The 17015-nt window shown below is 35.7% G+C and carries 17 protein-coding genes and 2 pseudogenes; 6 read left to right on the top strand and 13 right to left on the bottom strand.

The window, feature by feature from the left end:
- Positions 1-248 precede the first annotated feature (248 nt).
- From GMB29_RS06410 to GMB29_RS06390, 5 genes and pseudogenes are all read right to left on the bottom strand, one after another.
- Positions 249-1199: a sugar ABC transporter substrate-binding protein gene (locus GMB29_RS06410; RefSeq protein ID WP_168733889.1), complete on the bottom strand. Its 951-nt coding sequence runs from the start codon at positions 1197-1199 to the stop codon at positions 249-251.
- Positions 1200-1831: 632 nt separating this feature from the next.
- Positions 1832-2029 (bottom strand): annotated as a pseudogene (locus GMB29_RS06405) (citrate transporter); the annotation flags it as partial.
- Positions 2030-2319: 290 nt separating this feature from the next.
- Positions 2320-3456, bottom strand: a complete 1137-nt coding sequence (locus GMB29_RS06400) for a zinc-dependent alcohol dehydrogenase (RefSeq protein WP_136355426.1) — start codon at positions 3454-3456, stop codon at positions 2320-2322.
- 16 nt (positions 3457-3472) lie between these two features.
- On the bottom strand, positions 3473-3835 hold the full coding sequence (locus tag GMB29_RS06395) for a spore coat protein (protein ID WP_136355424.1): 363 nt from the start codon (positions 3833-3835) through the stop codon (positions 3473-3475).
- 11 nt (positions 3836-3846) lie between these two features.
- Positions 3847-4062, bottom strand: a complete 216-nt coding sequence (locus tag GMB29_RS06390; RefSeq protein WP_136355422.1) for a spore coat protein — start codon at positions 4060-4062, stop codon at positions 3847-3849.
- Positions 4063-4210: 148 nt separating this feature from the next.
- Between GMB29_RS06390 and GMB29_RS06385 the strand changes: the two genes are divergently transcribed.
- Together GMB29_RS06385 and GMB29_RS06380 are read left to right on the top strand one after the other, a co-directional pair.
- Positions 4211-4417 carry a hypothetical protein gene (locus GMB29_RS06385; protein ID WP_136355420.1) on the top strand — a complete coding sequence of 69 codons (207 nt, stop codon included), beginning with the start codon at positions 4211-4213 and terminating at the stop codon, positions 4415-4417.
- On the top strand, positions 4417-4716 hold the full coding sequence (locus GMB29_RS06380; protein WP_136355418.1) for a spore coat protein: 300 nt from the start codon (positions 4417-4419) through the stop codon (positions 4714-4716). The genes GMB29_RS06385 and GMB29_RS06380 overlap by 1 nt, the downstream gene beginning before the upstream one ends.
- Before the next feature lie 274 nt (positions 4717-4990).
- Here the strand turns inward: GMB29_RS06380 and GMB29_RS06375 are convergent, their stop codons facing one another.
- Positions 4991-5770, bottom strand: a complete 780-nt coding sequence (locus GMB29_RS06375; RefSeq protein WP_168733888.1) for an IclR family transcriptional regulator — start codon at positions 5768-5770, stop codon at positions 4991-4993.
- Entirely contained in the window at positions 5751-6539 is a 789-nt protein-coding gene (locus GMB29_RS06370) for an IclR family transcriptional regulator (RefSeq protein ID WP_168733887.1), read from the bottom strand. The genes GMB29_RS06375 and GMB29_RS06370 overlap by 20 nt, the downstream gene beginning before the upstream one ends.
- A gap of 215 nt (positions 6540-6754) precedes the next feature.
- Here GMB29_RS06370 and GMB29_RS06365 point away from each other — a divergent pair, with 215 nt between their 5' ends.
- A complete protein-coding gene (locus GMB29_RS06365; RefSeq protein ID WP_136355412.1) occupies positions 6755-8029 on the top strand; it encodes a phenylacetate--CoA ligase family protein in 1275 nt (424 codons plus the stop codon).
- A gap of 54 nt (positions 8030-8083) precedes the next feature.
- On the top strand, positions 8084-9295 hold the full coding sequence (locus GMB29_RS06360) for an FAD-dependent monooxygenase (RefSeq protein ID WP_136355410.1): 1212 nt from the start codon (positions 8084-8086) through the stop codon (positions 9293-9295).
- 647 nt (positions 9296-9942) lie between these two features.
- On the opposite strand, the gene GMB29_RS06355 is transcribed toward GMB29_RS06360, so the two are convergent.
- From GMB29_RS06355 to GMB29_RS06345, 3 genes are all read right to left on the bottom strand, one after another.
- Positions 9943-10122 carry a DUF3934 family protein gene (locus GMB29_RS06355; protein WP_136355408.1) on the bottom strand — a complete coding sequence of 60 codons (180 nt, stop codon included), beginning with the start codon at positions 10120-10122 and terminating at the stop codon, positions 9943-9945.
- 247 nt (positions 10123-10369) lie between these two features.
- Positions 10370-11116 carry an alpha/beta hydrolase gene (locus GMB29_RS06350; RefSeq protein WP_136355406.1) on the bottom strand — a complete coding sequence of 249 codons (747 nt, stop codon included), beginning with the start codon at positions 11114-11116 and terminating at the stop codon, positions 10370-10372.
- A 48-nt stretch (positions 11117-11164) separates the two neighbouring features.
- Positions 11165-12373 carry an MFS transporter gene (locus GMB29_RS06345; protein ID WP_136355404.1) on the bottom strand — a complete coding sequence of 403 codons (1209 nt, stop codon included), beginning with the start codon at positions 12371-12373 and terminating at the stop codon, positions 11165-11167.
- Positions 12374-12560: 187 nt separating this feature from the next.
- Between GMB29_RS06345 and GMB29_RS06340 the strand changes: the two genes are divergently transcribed.
- Positions 12561-13445, top strand: a complete 885-nt coding sequence (locus GMB29_RS06340) for a LysR family transcriptional regulator (protein ID WP_136355403.1) — start codon at positions 12561-12563, stop codon at positions 13443-13445.
- 138 nt (positions 13446-13583) lie between these two features.
- Here the strand turns inward: GMB29_RS06340 and GMB29_RS06335 are convergent.
- Positions 13584-14161: pseudogene (locus GMB29_RS06335) on the bottom strand (LysE family transporter).
- Between the two features lie 133 nt (positions 14162-14294).
- Here GMB29_RS06335 and GMB29_RS06330 point away from each other — a divergent pair.
- Entirely contained in the window at positions 14295-15227 is a 933-nt protein-coding gene (locus GMB29_RS06330) for a LysR family transcriptional regulator (RefSeq protein ID WP_136355401.1), read from the top strand.
- Positions 15228-15736: 509 nt separating this feature from the next.
- Here GMB29_RS06330 and GMB29_RS27805 read toward each other — a convergent pair.
- Positions 15737-15997: an FAD-dependent oxidoreductase gene (locus GMB29_RS27805; protein ID WP_319941511.1), complete on the bottom strand. Its 261-nt coding sequence runs from the start codon at positions 15995-15997 to the stop codon at positions 15737-15739.
- On the bottom strand, positions 15985-16869 hold the full coding sequence (solA, locus tag GMB29_RS06320; RefSeq protein WP_319941489.1) for an N-methyl-L-tryptophan oxidase: 885 nt from the start codon (positions 16867-16869) through the stop codon (positions 15985-15987). Before solA ends, GMB29_RS27805 begins: the two co-directional genes overlap by 13 nt.
- Positions 16870-17015: the final 146 nt, after the last annotated feature.

The raw sequence follows: 17015 nt of genomic DNA, 5'->3' as shown, positions 1-17015 counted from the left end.
TAATTACATTGGTTTTGATTTATGTCCTAGACATATACTTTTTTCTATCCACTTAAATTCTTACTCTCTTCTTAATAAATAGATACATATGAGGTTTAGAATTCCTTTCAATAATACATTAGGATAAACAATAGAAACTACCTGAATCCACTCATTTTTTAAAAGAATAACTTAAATTTTCTTTTTCAATAATCTAGGTCTTTACTGAGATGAGATTCTTCCTAAAAAAATTTGAAAATAAATCTATTTCAATCTAATAATTTTTGTATAAAATTTAATCTCTCATTTGCATTACCCTCAGTTATGATATCAATTCCACTATCGATCCTTTTTTCAGTTTTGGCTCCATCAATTGCTTTCTTTGCCTGTTCTACACTTAGATATCCTATATCATAGGGATTCTGTGCTATAGTAGCATTCATCTTTCCTGCTTCAATGGATTCTACCATATCTGTTATACCATCCGTTCCAATGACAGGGATATTTACCTCTTTCTTCTCTAATGTTTTTAATACATCTAGAGCTAATCGATCGCTAGTAGTAACAATCCCTTGAATATCAGGATGTTTTTGTAAAATAGCACCAATTACTGGTTTCGGATTTCCAAATTGGTCATAACCTGACTGTTCTGTGACAATTTCTATTCCGATATCCTCTAACACTTTTTTCATGCCATTTTTTCGATCAATCATAGCTTGGTCATCTTGTCCTCCATAAATGATCGCTACCTGTTCCCCTGGATACACCATTGAACCTAACAACTTGCCTGCTGTTTTTCCTAATGCATAATGATCTGTTCCAATGTAGGATGTTTTATGCTCCCACTCAATATCCCTCGAAGCAAAAATGACAGGAATATTATTTTTCTTATACTCTTCCAAAACAGGGATGGTATCTGCTGGGACAGTTGGTGTTACAATTAGTGCATCTGGATGTTGTTTTAAGACCGTTTTTAACAAATTGGGCTGATTACTAATAGGATAGACAGAATCTGGTGCAAGAACTTCCCCCTCTATATCAAAATCGCGAAAACCTTCTTTGGCTCCTGACTCAATAATTTTCCAATACTCTGTATCTAATCTTTGTCCAACAAATATTACTTTTGGCTTATTATCTTCTTTAAGAAACCAAATTACTAAGCTTATAAAAACCAAAAGGAAAGCTGTAAAAACAAAAGGAATGATCCCTCTCTTTTTCAAAATTCCTACTCCTTCCAATGATTAGCTTACCGATTATTCGTCTTAATTTCTATGTAACCATTATTTTTAGAATGCAAGCTTGTTAATTTACACTCATTAATCATTGTTAAAAGAACGCTTACACAGTTTCTAAATCTGAACAGAGTTTAATAAAAATATAGCACAGAAAAATTGTAAATATTGAGGAATAGAAACAACGCTTACATTAAACGCACATATTATGTCCAATGCAGATAAAGTTGTAGTCGATATCTACCATAATACAGCTCAGAATTCATATTAACAACTAAGAAATTTGAACCAAATCTTACAAAACACCAGAAACAAAAAATGACTGAACTCCTTGATATAACAAGGAGTTCAGTCTGTAAGCAAGATGACCTGTAAGGGAATTGAAACCACGTCCCTTTTGATCCGTTGTAAAGAGCCGTACGTAAAATATCGAGGTACTTTTCAGCTAGCAATGATATCAAGTTCTTTTCCCTATATTTCCACGAAAGACTAAAGAACAGCCCATCTCATGCAGTTTTAGTAGCTTTATAGACAATTATTATATTAAAAAATCAAGGTTTATCTCTTTATAAAGAAATAGCCCCTGTTAGTAAAGCAACAATAATCATGACGACACATGTTCACACTGCCCACTTTAATATAAATTTTTGATGTTCCCCAAAATCTACCTTTGCCATTCCAACTAATAAATGTGTTGAAGCAATTAATGGACTCATTGCATGTATAGGCTGACCAAGGACAGAAGCTCGTGCAATTTCAACAGGATCTACTCCGTATGATACTGCAGTTTGAGCAATAATTGGTACGACTCCAAAATAATGATGACAAATAGGCCGAAATAAGAGGCTATCTTTGAACGATTCTCGTTTCGCAAGCTTCACCCATAACACCCAGGGGATGATCAAAAAGCATACTAATACCCACCATTCCCACGTAAAGAATTCATTTTCCAATCACCCTTTAAGATCAATTATATATATGATCTTCTAACAATCGGATTTCTTCCTTTTTTTGGAAAACCACCTCCTGAGAAGTTTCCTTTGTATAACGAAAAGAACTTTGCATAAAATGACAAAGTTCAATTTAGAGCTTATTGGTCAAGTGTTCTTTATGGTTTAAGAATAACTTTTATACAATTATCTGTTCTTGTATCGAAAACTTCATACCCATGCTTTGCTTGATCTAATGGAAGGACATGTGTAACAACATCCCCAATATCCACCTTGCCTTCCGATATGAGATTGTAAAGATAAGGCATATATGGAATAACAGGTGCCTGACCTGTCTTAATATCTACATTTCGTTGGAAGATGTCACCTAATGGAAAACCGTTATAACGTCCTCCGTAAGCACCGGTTACTTGAATGGTTCCAGCTTTGCGCACGGCTTGCGATGCAATAATAAGCCCACCCAATGCACCCCCATGAAGCTTCATTCCTGATGCAAGATATTCAAGCGGGGTCATTTTACCGCTCATCCCTGAACAATCGATGACAATGTCTGCTCCACCTTGTGTTATCTCCCTTAAATACTCCCCAACGTTTTCATGTTCTTCAAAATTTACTGTTTCTACTTTATTCGTTTTTTTGGCATGCTCTAAACGGTAATTAAGATAATCTACCGCAATCACTCGATTTGCACCTTTAAACCACGCAAATTTCTGTACAAGCAGCCCAACTGGACCACATCCTAACACTATAACAGTATCACCAGCTTTGACACCTGCATGATCAACACTCCAATAGGCTGTTGAGGCTGCGTCCGAAAGTAAAACTAATTTCTCATCTTTTACTTCACAATTCTCCGGGATTTTGAAAGGTGTAAAATTCCCATATGGAACACGCATATACTCAGCTTGTCCGCCGGCATATCCTCCAGTTGTTTCTGAATATCCGAAAAAACCACCCTGTTCTCCGTGAGGATTTGAATTATCACATTGGCTTGTTAAATCGTGATTACAATACCAGCATTGTCCGCAGCTTACATTAAAGGGAATGATAACCCTGTCCCCTTTTTTCAATTTCGTTACTTCAGGGCCTACTTCTTCGACAACACCCATTGGTTCATGGCCAATCACATAATCAGTCGGCATATTGGGAATCATTTGATGAATCAAATGCAAATCAGAGCCGCATATAGCTGAGGTTGTTATTTTTACGATAATATCATCACCATTTTTAATACTGGGATCTTTTACATCTTTTACCTGAACATTTTTACTTCCCTGGTATGTGACAGCTTTCATAGTCCTCTTACCTCCTTTATTTATTAGGGGTTGCAAACATCCCAAGTCTGTCCGTATCCTTAGGGAACAACTTCATTCCTGCAATCATTAATGCATTGTCAGCTGATTTCAGGTCTAATTCCACTTGCTTGCCTATATCATTTGGATACAGCCAGCCTTTGCTTATCATTAAATTTGATATCTCTGTATGCAAATCAATTGCTTGATCCATTTGACGATATAATACTTCTCTTAACTCAGGACTTGCTGTTTCAGTTAGCGCAATAGCATATGTATGAATACCGGTTTTGACTGAAAGAAGAAATTCCAGTGCAATGCCCGAATCGGCCATCTCCGGCATATGTTCAGCACCTTGGGGATCTAAATAATCCATTTCCATGTTTATTCACCTCATTTTATATAATTAGTTCTTGCTCCTTTATAAAACTCTTTAAGCTCATTAATCGCAGCAATTGATTGCTGAACATCTTTCTCCATCAATGCTTTCAAGTCATTATCGAAGCAAACTCCCTGCATGAGCTTTGATTTCAATAAACACACAGTTTTTAAATTTAAAATTTCATGGGTTTCCATGGTTTCATGAAAAGCCAAGCTTTCTTTTTCCATAAGGGCACCTCCTACATACGAAATAATTTCTCTATATTAAGAGTAAATTATGCAGGGAAAGAATCCGATTATGGAATATATTTCATGGAATAAGGACTCATGATGGACGCAAGATAAAAAAAGCTTTTTAATGATTGGAGAGAGAGTAATGGTCAAATACTTAGGACTTCATGAATCACTTGAAACACTCGAGTTATTAGCATTTAAAACGGTATGTTTAACAAAAGCTACAACAATGAGTAAATTAGTACAGGATGAAGAGCTTGGTACCATTCTTTCCAACGATATGGAATCAGGAGCACAAAATATTCAGCTTCTGCAAACCTTCATAACAAAAAGGGAGGAAAATAACTAATGACGAATATCTTGCAAAACTTGGCAGGTATGGGAGGATTAACAGATCAGGTGATCGCTTCGGATTTCTTAATTTCTTCAAAATCTGCTGTTAGAAATATTGCATTTGCTATCACAGAAACATCAACACCTGAACTAAGGGAAGCTCTACGTGAACAGCTAAGAGATGCTGTCGAAACACATGCAAAGATAAGTGACTATATGACTTCCAAAGGGTATTATCATCCATATCACTTAGGTGATCAAATAAATGTAAGGTTACAGGATGCACATACAGCATTAACCCTTAAAGAACAATAAAAGATTGGTTTTATAAACCTATCAAACCAAGAAAACTATTAATATAGCTCCATTCACAAAAAAGAAGAAAATGACCAAAACAACATTTCATGAATTACTTCAGCAATACCACCATGATCATTTGTAAAATCCCATATCATAGTTTTCTCCTTTACATAGTCTTTTTCAAGAAGGAAGTTACAGTTGATAAACAAAAATCCTAAAAAGCTTCAATTCCTTTCATCACAAGGAATTGAAGCTACATTTCAGATGACGCAACTACCCCCACAAGAAACTAATTGTCATAGTACCCCAATAGCTCTGATATTTTTTTTGCACTCGATTGTAGTTCCTTTTTTATTTCATCGTATTGATGTTTATCAGCATTTTTTGATTCACCAATAAGGGCAAGAGAAGAAACGACTTCCCCTGTATAGTCTCGAATTGGCACAGCAAAACTGACAAAACCGATTGCATACATATCCTTTGTGATGGCGTATTGATCGTATTGAATTTGTAAAATTTGTTGTTTCAATCGTTCTGGGTCAGTCATTGTGTACTTTGTGTACTTTTTTAAAGACTGTGTAAGGACATTGTCAATAATATCTTTATTTTTGTGTGCTAAAATGACGAGTCCTTCTGCTGTACAGTGTAAGTCGTTATATCGCCCACTTTTCGTGATTAATTTAACTGGTTGATCACCCATTTCACGCAGTAAATAGACGACATGATTGTGCTCCATAACACAAATATGTGCAGGTAAATGAAATCGATTCGCAAGTTTTGTGAGGATTGGTATTGCATCTGTGTAAATTTCTTTATTCAATTGGACAATACCGCCTAATGCTAAATTCGAAAAGCCAAGACGATAATGACTATTTGATTTATTTTGGACTAAAAACCCTTCTTGAACCAGTTCTTTCACGTAACGATGCACAGTGCTTTTAGACAATTTTAGTTTTTCTGCCATTTCGGATATTCCGAATTCGTATTGCCTTGGTGTAAAAAGCTTTAAAATACGCATGGCATTTTTCACTGAGGCAACAAAATATTTTTCATTTAATGAATGTTTCAATGTCAACATCCTTTTCATGGGATTGAACGTAATTTGTCATAGTTTTACTTGTGAAGAGCACGTTGGTAACAATTTGTTGTAAGTTTGGCAATATTCGCTGTTTTGGACCGGCGACATTAATTGCGGCAAATACCTGGTTATTTTTATTGTAAATGGGAGCGCCAATTGACACGATATTTTCAATTAATTCACCTTTACTTATTGAATAGCCTTGCTCTCGAATCGTCGCTAATTTTTGTTGTAATTGAGGTAAGCTTCCGAATGAATAGTTGGTTGCTTGGTCTAAGCCGCCTTCAAATAGTTTTTCAACCGTAGTAGGTTTTACAAAAGCTAAAATGGCTTGACCAGACGCTGTACAATGTGCAGGATTACGGCGGCCAATATGTGACAATAGTTGAACACGGTGGTGGCTATCTTCCTTTTTTAAATAAATGACGTCTGTGTTATCTAAAATGGCAATGTGTGAAGATTCCCCTGTTTGAGCTGTTAATTGTTTTAAGAAATAGGTTGTTTCCTTCAGGATGGCTAATTGATCGATAACAGTATTCGATAATGTGAGGACGGAAGATCCTAAACGATATGTATTAAAAAGGATATTTTGATAGATAAATCCTTCACTTTCTAACGTCTGAATCAAGCGGCAGGCTGTACTTTTCGAAACACCAACAAACTCTGAGATTTCGGATAAAGTTAATTCTGGATGGTCAATGGAGAAGCTCTTTAAAATGCGAAGGGCATTTGTTAATGAGCTTTTTGTTGTACGAGACATGATCGAATATCCCTCCTCATAATAACTAAATACTCTTATAAAATTCCACTTCATTTCTAAATAACCTTTGAAAAAAATTTCAATTTTCTTTTTTATGTTCCATATAGCAGAATGAAAGCCTTTTCATGAAAGTGACCACCCTTTATCATTCATTTATAAAGTTATTTTACTAACTTTCTCTAATTTCTTTAAATTCAAGGAAGGGGTGTATATTGGTGAAGCTTCAAGTCTACGAGTCACAAGTTAATCTGAAAACGTACCAAATGCAAAAGTTAAATGAACTATTAGTTTTTATTAAAGGCTTTAATGAGTTTTACAAAGAAAAACTTAAAAGTATTCATTTACCTATTCTTTCACTGAAGGATGTAAGTCGTCTTCCTTTTACAACAAAAAGTGAATTAGCTGAAGATCAAACATTGTACCCTCCATATGGTCGTAATCATTCTTATCCAGAAGGTAGCTATATCCGTTATCATCAAACATCAGGAACGACCGGGCGTCCTTTAAAGGTACTCGACACGACGGCAAGTTGGAATTGGTGGTCAGATTGTTGGGTGGAAGTTTTAAAATCTGCGGGTGTAACGAACAATGATCGTGCATATTTAGCGTTTTCGTTTGGACCGTTTATTGGATTTTGGGCAGCGCACGAAGCTGTTCAAAAACTCGGTAGCATAGCCATTCCAGGTGGCAGTATGTCGTCTGCGGAACGTTTAAACAGCATGCTTCAAAACAGAGCAACCGTTCTTTTATGTACACCAAGCTATGCCCTTCATTTAGCAGAAGTAGCCGAACAGATAGGGCTAAATATAAAAGACTCAACGATTGAAAAAATCATTGCAGCTGGAGAACCAGGAGGATCGGTCCCTTCAACACGTTCTCAAATTGAACGATTATGGGGAGCTAAACTATATGATCATGTTGGGATGACTGAAATGGGTGCGTATGGCTATTCTTGCCAAGAACAAAATGGATTGCATGTCAATGAAACTCAATTTATCGTTGAAGTTATTAACCCAGATTCGTTAGAACATGTGGGGCCTGGTGAACGCGGTGAGCTTGTGTTAACGAATCTTGGACGTTTCGGTTATCCGATGATTCGCTATCGTACTGGTGATGCTGTTGTATATAAACCGGAAGCTTGTGCCTGTGGAAATCCATTTTTACTTTTACCAGGCGGTATGCTAGGTCGCACAGATGATATGGTTGTTATACGTGGTGTGAATATTTACCCGTCATCTCTTGAAGCCATTATCCGCGAATTCGATTCAATTAAAGAGTTCAGAATTCTTTACTATACAGAACAGGAAATGAATCAAGTTAAAATTCAAATCGAAGGCCCAGATGCGGTAGTACCTCTTTTGGCGCAATTATTACGAAAACGGATAGGTCTACGAATTGATGTCGAGCGAGTGGAAGACAATTCCTTGGCACGCTTTACTATGAAGGCTCGCCGTGTTATAGACAAACGTACCGATGGAGTATCTGTTTAATAATGAGATTGTTTTGGAGTATAAAAATAAACTAGTAGTAAGGGAGAAAACAAAATGACAAACATACGTGAAGTTTTAGTTATCGGTGCAGGACCAGTTGGTATGACGGCTGCTCTTGCACTTCATAGTCAAGGTATTCATGCAACAATTATTGAAGCAGAACCAGAAGGTCGTGAGCGTGCAGGCAGTCGTGCGATTTATCTTCATAAAGAAACTTTGAAACTATTAGAGCTTATTTCCCCAGGCTTAGGTTTCGAACTAGCTGATATCGGGATTGTTTGGCCCGTTAAGAAAACATACTATCGTGGGGAACCAGTCTACAAACGTGTTTATGAGCCACCAGCACCAAAGACGATTCCAGCGTTCTCAAGCTTACATCAACACGAGATTGAAAAAGCGTTATTTAAAGCCTGTCAAGCTGCCAATGTAGAGTTTGTCTGGGGAGAACCAGTTAAAGATGTAGTCACTTCAAATGAAGGTGTTACCATTGAAACGGAAAATGATGTTTGGAAAGCAAAATATGTTGTCGCAGCAGATGGTGCACATTCTGCGGTTAGAAAGTCTGTAGGTATTAAATTCGAAGGGCCACGTACAAGTGATGCCTTTGTCGTAGTAGATGTAAAAGAAGACGAAGAAAATCCACTTCCAATTGAACGTACTTTCCATTATCAGCATCCAGATGCTGGAGGACGTAATGTGATGTATGTCCCATTTGCAGGGGGATGGCGAATTGATTTACAGTTATTTGAAGAAGATGATCGTGCATTCTACGGATCAGAAGAAGGTGTACGCGAATGGCTTCCAAAAGTGATGGATCCGAAGTATATCGAACGTATTTCATGGATATCAACCTATACATTCTATCAAGTCGTTGCAGAAAGCTACACTGATGAAAATCGCCGCATTATTTTAGCTGGTGAAGCTGCCCATTTATTCGCTCCGTTCGGCGCACGCGGATTAAACTCAGGTGTACCTGATGCAATAGTAGGTGTACAAGGGATTGCTTCTGCATTAAAATCCGAAACGAATGAAGAAGCACGTGGAGCCATTGAAGCAGTAGCGAATGAAAGGTTAAGCGCAGGTTTATATAATCGTGAATGTTCAAACTTGGCTCTGGAACATATTCAGGGTACAAATGAAGAGATTAAGCTAAAGCGAGAGATTAGTGCTTTCCTAGCACCACATATTCCAAAACTAGGAAAGTGGCTAGACGAAGGCCCATTCGGACCACGTTCAGGCCCGCCGGCATTATCGACGAAGTACTAATTGATACCGTTGCTGTTTGCGGGGGATAAGACTGAAAAGCAAATCTAGTAGACTAAGAAATGTGCTATATAAAGCGTTTAATATGGCAGCAAATATCCTGGGGCATTAATCTAATATTCATTTTACTCATTGCTCGTTGTAAACTTAACGATATTGTAAAACAGAAGCTCTAGTTCCCTTTGAATAAGGAACTAGAGCTTCTGTTTTATATATTTTTTTATTTGTTTATATTAAATTGATCTCCTACTCGACACAACAAATAGTACCTATCTTTCCGTAAAAGAAAATGGAACATCAAAGTTAGATATGGCAGTAATATATTTAGAATTGAAAGATAGAAATAATATGTTCCATTAAAAAAGCATCCTATTTGGATGCTTTTTTGGATATATATTAATCTTTGCCATTACACACACCTAGATAATTTCCCCTATAAAAATTCCTTCAAGGTAGCGGTCTGTATTGTCTTAAATGAAGATGAGATAAAAGTCTTAGAATGAATAAGCCCTTTATCCCTTATTTATTGAACTTATTATTTGAACGAAATTTTTAATAAGACTGCTTCTATAGTGGAAAAGTGTATCTACTTATAGTAGATACGCTACCCATTAGTTCATTTAGAAATGATGGGTATTAAACAATATTCATTATTTTTCGGAAGTATCACCATTATTATTGCTAGTTGTCTTTGTATCTTCGCGATTTTTAACACCTTTACTTTTGTAGGGTTTGGCACTCTTTGCTTTTTTTGCACTAGCTTGCCAACGATTCCAACCTTTCTTACCTGTTCCTCTGCCTGTTCCGCCTTTACCTTTAGCTTTACTCATAGAATCAACTCCATTATTCTTGTACGTCAAGGTACCTATCATTCGTTAGTCTTAACCATTTTACTTTGGTAAAAACCAAACATAATGAAATATAAGCATATAACAGTCAGATATTGTTTTAAACAATAAATAAATTTAAAAGTCGATTAAACACTATTTTTTTCTTCAATGTCGAACCTAACCCATTATTTTCATATAGAAAAAGCTTTACTTTTAGCACCCGTAAGTTCAAAAAGACTAAATCTTATTATTTACTCCATTTTAATGTATTTAAGAATATATTCACATCCTCGTACACCTTCTCACGTTCTTTATCTAACGTAATAATGTGACCAGATTGTTCATACCATTTTATTTGTTTATCTTCTGTATTTACAGTATTGTAAATAATTTGAGCACTCTCTTTGTATAAAGAATCATCTAAGCAGCCTTGTAAAACCAGAATGGGTGAGATAATTAAATCGAGTTTTTGCCTCGTATCAAAGATAATTTGTTGAAGTTTTTTTAAAGAAGGCATTGGTGTTTGTTCAAATTTTTTCAGTACATCAATAATTTGTTCCTCGTCCTTATCTTCAAACTTCATATACACCGTAGCATAATTTCGTACACGATTATATAAATCATCAATACTTTTCTCTTGCATTGGAGCACACATTGAAACAATGCCATTTACGGATAATTCCATCCCTACTCTTAAAGAGAAAATTCCTCCTAAAGAAACTCCTGCAACAGCAATTTCTTTGAATCCTTCAGCTTTAAGAAAATTGTAACCGCTTATTACATCTTGCCACCAATCCTCTGGACCAGTATGGATGAGTTCGTTAGGTTCCATTCCGTGCCCTTTGTATAAAGGCGCGTGACACGTATAACCATGTTGTTGTAGATACTTTCCTAACATTTTTACATCTCTCGTACTTCCAGTAAACCCGTGCAGTAAAAGAACAGCTTTATTTCCGCCTCTGTATGTAAAAGGCTTAGGTGCAACTACTTTCATGATCTTATTAACCCCTTTGTTTAATTGTAATTATTATTAATAAATCACTTAGGCTACTTTAGTAAATTTTTTCGAATGCTGTGCAATTTTTGAAACCAACGCCCAAAGTATAAAACCAATAATGAGAAAGCCAACATTCATGCTAATGACCCCTCCCCATCCGAATATTGACCAAAATACCCCTCCGAGTGTTCCTCCTACACTTGAGCCAGTATAGTAAAGAAATAAATATAAAGAAGAGGCTTGTGCTTTGTTTTGAGTTGCACGTTGTCCGACCCAGCTGCTTGCAATCGAATGACCTCCAAAGAATCCATAGGTAAACAAACCAAGTCCAAGTATTTTTATAAACAAACTAGAATTTATAGTCAAACAGACACCGATTAAAGCCATTAATAAGTTTATGAATAATATTTTTTGCTTCCCATGCCGTTCTATCAATTTTCCTGTCCCCACAGAGCTAAACATCCCAATGATCATAATTAAAAATATCCAACTTACATATGTTTGACTTAACGAATAAGGCTTTCCGAGTAATACGTAAGCAATATAATTGAACAACGCTACATTAGTCCCTAAAAGTAAAAATCCCATGACAAATAAACAAACTAGAGCTGGATCTTTCAGATGGTCAATTAATGATTTACCTAACTTTCCAATTTCTAATTGACGTGCTTTGAAATTTTGCGAAGGTGGTAAGCTATTCCAAAAGATCAGAGTGGCAGCTAAACTTATGATACCAATTCCCCCTATTGCTATGTGCCAACCAAAGTAGTCGCTCAACACACCTGAGAAAACTCTGCCAAAAACAGCACCAATTGAATTGCCACATATATATAAACCCATAGCCGTTCCAAGACTCTTGGGCTCTATTTCTTCTCCAAGATAAGCCATTGCAATAGAGGGCAGTCCTGCCAATAAAATTCCTTCAATTGTTCGTAATGCCAGCAGAAAATGAAAATTAGGACTGAATGCAGTGAGAATACAAAACACAGAAGTGGCGAGCATGGAAATGACCATGATAGACTTGCGTCCCCATACTTCTGACAAAGAACCAATAATCAGCATGCTAATGGCAAGCACTATTGTAGTTATTGAGAGGGACAAGCTTGCTGTAGTTGGATTAATGTTGAATTCTTTTGTGAATTTTGGCAATAAAGGCTGTACGCAATAAAGAATAGCAAATGTATTGAAACCAGCGGCAAAGAAAGCAAAACTGGTTTTGCGAAAGAGCGGCGTACCTTTTTGAATGTACCTCATAGTATGATCACCCTAAAATTTTTAAATTTTTTTCCAATTCTTTAACAAATCATGTTCTTTCAGAAACATCCTCTAGTGTTCTTGATTTTTATAGTACCACCGTTTTTGTATGATGTATAATTCATTATATTAATGTTTTTAATGTATATATGTAATAAGTAAATCAGATGAAAAGTGGTGTTATAGAATGGAATGGCAACAGTTTGAATATTTTCAAACACTAGCACGAATGCAACACGTGACACATGCTGCAGAAACTCTATCAATTTCCCAGTCAGCCCTTAGCCGTTCGATTGCCCGATTTGAGGATGAAATAGGAGTGCCTTTATTTGATCGTCAGGGACGTTCCATTAGATTAAATAAATATGGTCATATCTTTTTAAAGCATGTAGATAATATGATGAAGGAATTCGATGAAGGTAAACAAGAAATTAAAGATTTACTTGATCCAGATAAAGGAGAAGTGTCACTTGGGTTTCTGCACACTTTGAGTACAAGTCATATACCTGATTTACTCGCTTCTTTTCGTGCCCACTATCCAAAAATTAATTTTCGACTTGGACAAGGTCCCTCTCATAATCTTATTGATCAGCTGCAATTAGGAGTATTTGATCTTTGTCTAATTGCTCCAATGGAGAAAACATCTCCAATTGTATGGAGGCAGCTTTGGAACGAAGAACTTTTTGTTATTGTCCCAAAAGACCATAAATACGCTAATCGTAAAAATATTACGTTAGAAGAAATTGCCGATGAATCTTTTATTCATTTAAAAGAAGGGTTCTCTCTTCGTATCACCATTGAGCAAATATTTAAAAAAGTGGGAATTACACCTAAGATTACATTTGAAGGGGAGGAAGCAGACACCGTTGCAGGGCTTGTCGCTGCTGGGCTGGGAATTTCAATTCTGCCAAATTTAAAAGGGACAGACCAAAGTAAAATATCAAAAATACCTGTCAAAAGTCCACAGTGCCAACGTACAATTGGAATTGCATGGGTAGAGGGAAGATATTTATCACCTGCAACTGAAAAATTTAAACAATTTGTTTTGGACCATTCCTACGAATACGAATAGGAATGGTCATTCTTTTGAGATAAATTTTAATTAACAATATTTAAATTTTGTTTATGCTAACAATCCCCTTATAAAGCTAAGCACTCTTTAGTTGAAAAAGAAGGATTGTTGCTCTTTTTATAATAAGCTATTTGATTATCACAAAAAGATAGTAACCGCAGAGTAAATCAATAACAAGCACATAATGAACCGAAATGACTTGTCATGTTTGGTGAAAATTATTTTGAATAACGAGCCAAACCCTGACCACAGAAGCAATGCTAACCAGCCTAGAAAGATGGCTAAAGATAAGTAGAAAACAATGGATTTAATAGAATGATTGAACGGCAGAATAAAAGCACTCATCACTGTTAAAAAGAACAAAATGCTTTTGACATTTATCAATTGAAAGATAAAACCTGATATAAAGGAAGATTTCACATCACTAAAATTCTCTTTGGAACTTTTTGATAGACCCACCTGCCAAGCCAAATAGAGTAGATATATCATACCGGCAATTTTAAAATATGGCTCTATAATAGGAACTAAATTGTATAAACCAGTAGTAAATACTCCACGAATAATTCCAAGTGCCGCAAACCCTGTCAAGATACCAATCATGAACCTCCATGACCCTAAAAGCCAAATCTCCTCGCTTCATTCATCATTAGGATGTTACTTGGACCCGGTGTAATTGATGTAAAAATCACATACGAAAGAAATGCTATTAAACTCATAGACTCACCTTCATTTACTAATTTACGATAGAACAGCTTTTATTGTATGATGTTCATTGCTATAAATAAAATTGAAATTTAAAAATTCATTATCATTTTTTCCGATACATCATACAACTTAAGGAGAAACGATATGGAAATTAGACACCTTATAACAATTCAGGCTATTGTAGAAATAGGAAGTTATACAGGGGCTGCTGCGAAGTTAGGTTATACTCAATCTACTCTGACCTCTCATATACAAGCACTTGAACGTGAGATCGGCGGGGAGCTTTTTACTTATGTAAATAGAAATTTGCAACTTACTCATTTAGGTAGGGAATTAATCCCTTTATCGGAGGATTTACTTTCTACTCACGAACAGATTAAGAACATGCGAAACACCCAAGAGGTTAAGGGTGTACTAAAAGTGGCTGCACCAGAGTCTTTAACAATCTCTAGGTTAGGTCCAATCATAAGGGAATATTCCTTAAAATATCCGAATGTCAAATTAATATTAACTAACGGTACATGCGGGCAAAACCAAATCGACTTAATAAGTGGACGGGTAGATGTAGCATTCATGGTCTATCCAGAAATAAATCCTGAAAAATGCATTCATTATTCTTTAATTGAGGAAAAAATCGTTCTTGTAAATGGAAATAGCGGTCCAGAACATTTTGACGAATATAAAAAAAATAACACCAACCATTTTTTCATCACAAACGAAGAAGGCTGTAGTTATCGATCAATGTTCGAAAGATATCTTTTAAAGCATGGCATACACAATTTTCAAACAATGGAACTATGGAGCATAGAAGCAATCAAACAGATTGTAATGAGTGGACTTGGATTTTCTGCCTTGCCTTACATGACAGTTAAAGAAGATATTGAGAATGGGAATCTAAAAATCTTAACTCATTCTGAAAAATTCGAACCAATTTATTCTCATATGCTGATAAAAAAGAAAAAATGGTTAACTCCAGCGTTAGAGGCTTTAGTGGAACTTGTTATAAATTCCATTAGTAAAACTGTTAAAGAAATACCTGCTCAAAATCAAGAAATAGAATTAGTTAATCAAAGCTAAAAAAAACAATAAAAAGAAAAGCTGAATTTCACTAGAGAAAATGGCTTTTCTTTTTGTATGTTTTATTATAAATAAAAAGTGGAAAATGTATACGTTGCTAGTGATACCATGGCTCATTTTTAAGAATAATAGGGACTACTCTCCCCCTCAGTTTATTCAACTCTGTTTACAATTATATCCAAATGGATAATCATTTAACTTTTCCTTAATAAAAATGATCCCATCTACCATTATCTTCAACAAACGGCGTCAGATTGTTGAAGATCCTTTATAATGTAAAGTACCTCGTTTGAATCAACTGGTCTAACCGTTCATCAATATTTCAATAAAGTAAAATTGTTGTGCAGCTCCCTTTCATTAATTGATATCCTGATTGCCAAGTCTTTCGTTCGTAAAACAAAATCTCTGACACCTATAAATTCAGATTCAGCAATCAAATAGAATTGTGTTCCCTTTTTTATCCCTTTAAAATTATTCTTTAGCTTATATATCTTCATTATCTTACCTAGCTACTCCCTATTAAATCGATTGATTGAAAACTGAGAAATATCTATGTCATTCCTACCTGAAATAATCAAGTTACTTAAGGCTTGTCCAACTGCACTACTAAATTTGAACCCATGTCCTGAGAATCCTGCTGCAATAGCAACGTTTGAATACTTAGGATGTAGATCTATAATGAATTTCTCATCAGGGGTAAGGGTATACATACAGGTTTTACCATACTTCAATTGCCCAATATCTGGGATATATTGATTTAAAAATTGCACCAAATCACCAAATCCTCTGCTATTTCACCAAATCCTCTTATTGCTTCATCTGGATTTATTTGATCTCCACCATCATGGCGACCTACCTTCAAACCGGAACCATCAATACTCGGAAAACCGTAATAAAGTCCTTGAGGTGTCTCAAATGCAAAGGCAGGAAAACGGCTATGATTATAGATCGTTTCATGAGTATGAAACCAAGCAAATGTCTTTCTCACTGGTGTAAGAGGAATATCCAAGTCCAACATTGAAAGTAGACTCCCTGCCCACGCTCCTGCAGAAACAACCAACGCATCCGAGTAAAAGGTCTTTTCGTCTGTCTTGATTGTTACTTTATCATTTAGAATAGAAATTTCCCTTACCCTATTATTTGATAGGATAGTAGCACCATTCAATTCAGCAAGTTCTTGGTATACTTTAATACTTTCCTCACATTTCAGTACTCCAGACGTAGGTTCAAAGCACCCCATAAAATGGTTAGGTAAAGTGATCCCAGACCACCTTTTACGAATTTCCTCTGAATCAATAACATCTAGTGGCAGCGAATACTTTTTAGCACTAGAGATAATATTTTTAATAAAATCGGATTCTTCATTACCAACACTAAGGACTCCCGTTTGAATAAATAATTGTTTTCCGCTAGCTCTTTCTAAGTCATTCCATAATTCTTGTGCTTTAAGAATGAATGGAACATATTCCTCTCCCTCAGCATAAGCATATCGAATTATTCTCGTTTCACCGTGATGACTCCCTTTGTTATGTGGTGGGTTATAGGAGTCTAATAATAAAGTTTTTTTTCCACTCTTGGACAAATAATAACCTGCTGCCATTCCCATTGAACCTGCACCAATAATGATTACATCATATTTCATACCAGTTAACCTCCAAAACTAATCCCAGCTACTCAATTTTTTATTAAATTATAATTGATATTCTATCTTGCATGAATCATTTTTTTAATAAATTTAGTCTACGTACATACCTCTACAACCTTCATATGAAACAATTAAGGAAACAG

This window comes from Metabacillus sediminilitoris (genome assembly GCF_009720625.1).
In the GTDB taxonomy this organism is placed as follows: domain Bacteria; phylum Bacillota; class Bacilli; order Bacillales; family Bacillaceae; genus Metabacillus; species Metabacillus sediminilitoris.
This window is presented reverse-complemented; position numbering and strand designations above follow the sequence as displayed.